Below are 3161 nucleotides of genomic sequence, written 5' to 3'. Positions count from 1 at the left end.
CGCCGCGACGCCGCCGCCGACGACCTGCCGGCGGCCGGGGTCCATCGGCACGGCCGACAGCGAGATGTCCCGGCCGGCGATGGTGACGACGCGACGACGATACCGGTCCCGAGGCCGACGCCGACCGAGCGGAGCGGTGCGGCCGTGAGGGCCGCGGCGACCAGCCACCCCGAGACGACCGCGACCGGGATGGCGAGGCCGTCGGTACCGCTCTTGTGGCCGACAGCGCGGGCGAAGGCGGCGAGGCCGCCGAAGGCGACGACGGACAGGACGACGGCCAGCGCGTAGTTGAACTGCTGGGCCCCGCTCCCGAAGTTCTGTATCATAAAGAAGATGAGGTCGCCCGGGACGACCGCCCGCAGGATGTCTTCGACGGGCGAGACGACCAACTGCTGTGGGTTCGCGGCGACGGCGTACGACGACGCCACCGCACCGACGCCGGCCGAAAGCGCGACGGCGACGGCCGGGAGATGCTTGCGGATTGCGGTCATCGTTGACAGTACAGAGGATACAACTCACTAAAGCCGTTTTTCCAACTCGGGACAAACTGGGACTAGAATTGGGTCACAATACTAAAGCGCCTGCCCGTCCGAATCCGCGTATGGACGAGTCAGGCGGCCGCCCGTGTCCGCAGTGTGACCGGCCGATGTACCACCGCCACTGCAAGTACGTCTGCCCGGAACACGGCGTCGTCTTCGACTGTGCGGATACCTTCTACTGACGCGCGCTGTTCCCGCCGACCACTGCTCTCGGATTTATTACCGTGGAGATAGAATCGAGCCCTATGAGTGGCGACGACGGGCAGGCGATACGTGTCTTGCACGTCGACGACGAGCCGAACTTCGCGGACTTGGTGGCGACGTACCTCGAACGGGCGAACGACGCCTTCTCGGTCGTGACCGCGACGTCGGCCCCGGAGGGACTGGACCGCCTCGACGAACACCGGGTCGACTGTATCGTCAGCGACCTCGATATGCCCGAGATGGACGGGCTGGAGTTCCTGCGGGCCGTCCGCGAGGAGTACCCAGACCTGCCGTTCGTGCTGTTCACGGGCAAGGGCAGCGAGGAGATAGCGAGCGACGCTATCTCCGCGGGCGTCACCGAGTACCTCCAGAAGGAGTCCGGGACCGACCAGTACACCGTCCTCGCCAACCGCATCGAGCGAGCGGTCGAGGCCTACCGGGCGAAAGACGCCTTAGAGGAGAGCGAGCGGATGCTGTCGACGCTGGTCAGCAACCTCCCGGGGATGGCCTACCGGTGTCGGAACGCGCCCGACTGGCCGATGGAGTACGTCAGCGACGGCTGTCGGGACCTGACCGGCTACGACCCCGAGGAACTAGTCGATAGCGACGTTGTCTGGGCCGAGGACGTCCTGCTGGAGGAGGACTTAAAGCGCCTGTGGGAGACGGTGCAGGCGGCGCTGGACTCCGGTGAGTCCTTCGAGGTGACCTACCGCATCCGGACGGCCGACGGGGAGACAAAACGCGTCTGGGAGCAGGGACAGGGCGTCTACGAGGACGGCGACCTGATCGCACTTGAGGGAATCATCCTCCACATCGACAGCCCGGCGGTGCGGCAGGCGACCCGGCTCTCGGACGAGGACGGGTCTGCGGCGGTCCGGTCCGCTCGGTTCGAGGCGGCCGTCGAACGGATCGACGACGCGTTCGTCGCCGTCGACGCCGACCGGACGGTGACCTACGCCAACGAGGCCGCCGGCGAGTTGCTGGGGATGGCACCCGACTCCATCGTCGGGACCGACCTGTGTACGGTGGTCCCGGACGGCTACGACGACACTCTCCGGAGCCAGCTCGAGCAGTCGATAGCGACCGGTGATCCGGTCCGCTCGGAGACGCGGTACCCCAGCAGCGACCGGTGGATCGAACTCAACATCTACCCCGCAGAGGACGGTGCGTCGCTGTACGCCCGGGACATCACCGACCGGCGCGAGCGGTCGACCGAACTCGAACGCTACCGGACGCTGGTCGAGAACGTCGGCGACCCGATGTACGTCCTCGACACGGAGGCGACGATAACGATGGTCAACGAGGCGATGGCCGACCATCTGGGCTACGACCGCGAGGAGATAGTCGGCTCGCACGCGTCGATGTTTATGCCCGAATCCGACGTACAGACGGGGACGGAGACGGTCAGGCGCCTCGATCGAGGGCGAGGACACGTGGGCGACTTTCGAGATGGAGACGGTCCACGCCGACGGCTCCCGGTCGATCAACGAGGACAAGATAGCCGTTCTGACAGACGACTCCGGGGAGTACGTCGGCTCGGTCGGCGTGATGCGCGATATCTCGACGCGGAAGGAACGCGAACGGGAACTCCGGCGCTACGAGACCATCATCCAAGCGGTCGGAGATCCGGTGTACGCGCTCGACGACGACGGCTACTTCACATTCGTCAACGACGCCGTCACCGAACTGGCGGGGTACGACCCCGAGGACCTCCGGGGCGAGCACGCGACGACCGTCGTCTCGGCGGCGGACTTCGAGCGCAGCGCCGAGTACATCGAGCAGTTGCGCAGCGACGAGTCGGTGTCGTACGTCACCTTCGAGGTGGACATCCACACGGCCGACGGCGACACTGTGCCGACGGAGAACCACATCGCGCTCCTCGAAGACGAGGACGGCCACCGGGGGACCGCCGGCGTCATCCGGGACATCTCCGAGCGAAAGCGCCGCGAGAAGCGCCTCCAGAAGTTCGCCAGCGTCGTCAGCCACGACCTGCAGTCGCCGCTGAACGTCATCACCGGGCGGGCGCAACTGGCAAAAGAGACCGGTTCGGTCGAGCACGTCGACGGTATCGTTCAGGCCGCCGACCGGATGGAGACGCTGATCGAGGACCTGCTGACGCTGGCCCGGCAGGGCCGGACCGTCGGCGAACCCGAGTCGACGCCGCTGTCGGACGCCGCCCGGGACGCGTGGGAGCAGGTCCAGTCGCCGGCGGCGACGCTGACCGTCGACGCCGAGACGACGCTGTCGGCCGACCCCGACCGCCTCCGGGAGTTGCTCGTCAACCTCTTTCGGAACGCCGTCGAACACGCCGGTCCCGACGTCGACGTGTCCGTCGAGACGCTACCGGACCGTTCTGGCTTTGCCGTCGCCGACGACGGCCCCGGGAATCCCCGATGAGCAACGCGAGCAGGTGTTCGA

General features: G+C 67.1%; 2 protein-coding genes and 3 pseudogenes. 4 read left to right on the top strand and 1 reads right to left on the bottom strand.

Annotated elements, in window-relative coordinates; all coding sequences use genetic code 11:
* Positions 1-491, bottom strand: a pseudogene (locus tag GJ629_RS15190) (hypothetical protein); the annotation flags it as partial.
* A gap of 110 nt (positions 492-601) precedes the next feature.
* Between GJ629_RS15190 and GJ629_RS17735 the strand changes: the two are divergent.
* The 4 genes and pseudogenes from GJ629_RS17735 to GJ629_RS17320 all read left to right on the top strand — a co-directional run bounded on the left by GJ629_RS17735 (position 602) and on the right by GJ629_RS17320 (position 3140).
* Positions 602-721: an HVO_2523 family zinc finger protein gene (locus GJ629_RS17735; RefSeq protein WP_305037662.1), complete on the top strand. Its 120-nt coding sequence runs from the start codon at positions 602-604 to the stop codon at positions 719-721.
* Positions 722-784: 63 nt separating this feature from the next.
* Positions 785-2113: pseudogene (locus GJ629_RS18145) on the top strand (PAS domain S-box protein); the annotation flags it as partial.
* 28 nt (positions 2114-2141) lie between these two features.
* Positions 2142-2321, top strand: a pseudogene (locus GJ629_RS18140) (hypothetical protein); the annotation flags it as partial.
* Positions 2301-3140, top strand: coding sequence for a PAS domain S-box protein (locus GJ629_RS17320; RefSeq protein WP_370515933.1), 840 nt, complete (start codon positions 2301-2303; stop codon positions 3138-3140). The pseudogene GJ629_RS18140 and the gene GJ629_RS17320, both read left to right, overlap by 21 nt.
* Positions 3141-3161 lie beyond the last annotated feature (21 nt).

Origin of the sequence: Halapricum sp. CBA1109, assembly GCF_009741825.1 — an archaeon.
Lineage (GTDB): Archaea > Halobacteriota > Halobacteria > Halobacteriales > Haloarculaceae > Halapricum.
The sequence above is the reverse complement of the archived record's forward strand: the minus strand, read 5'-3'. Positions and strand labels throughout refer to the sequence as shown.

Coding starts and splice junctions, on each gene's coding strand:
- GJ629_RS17735 (WP_305037662.1), top strand. CDS start 602: ATGGACGAGTCAGGCGGCCGCCCGTGTCCGCAGTGTGACCGGCCGATG.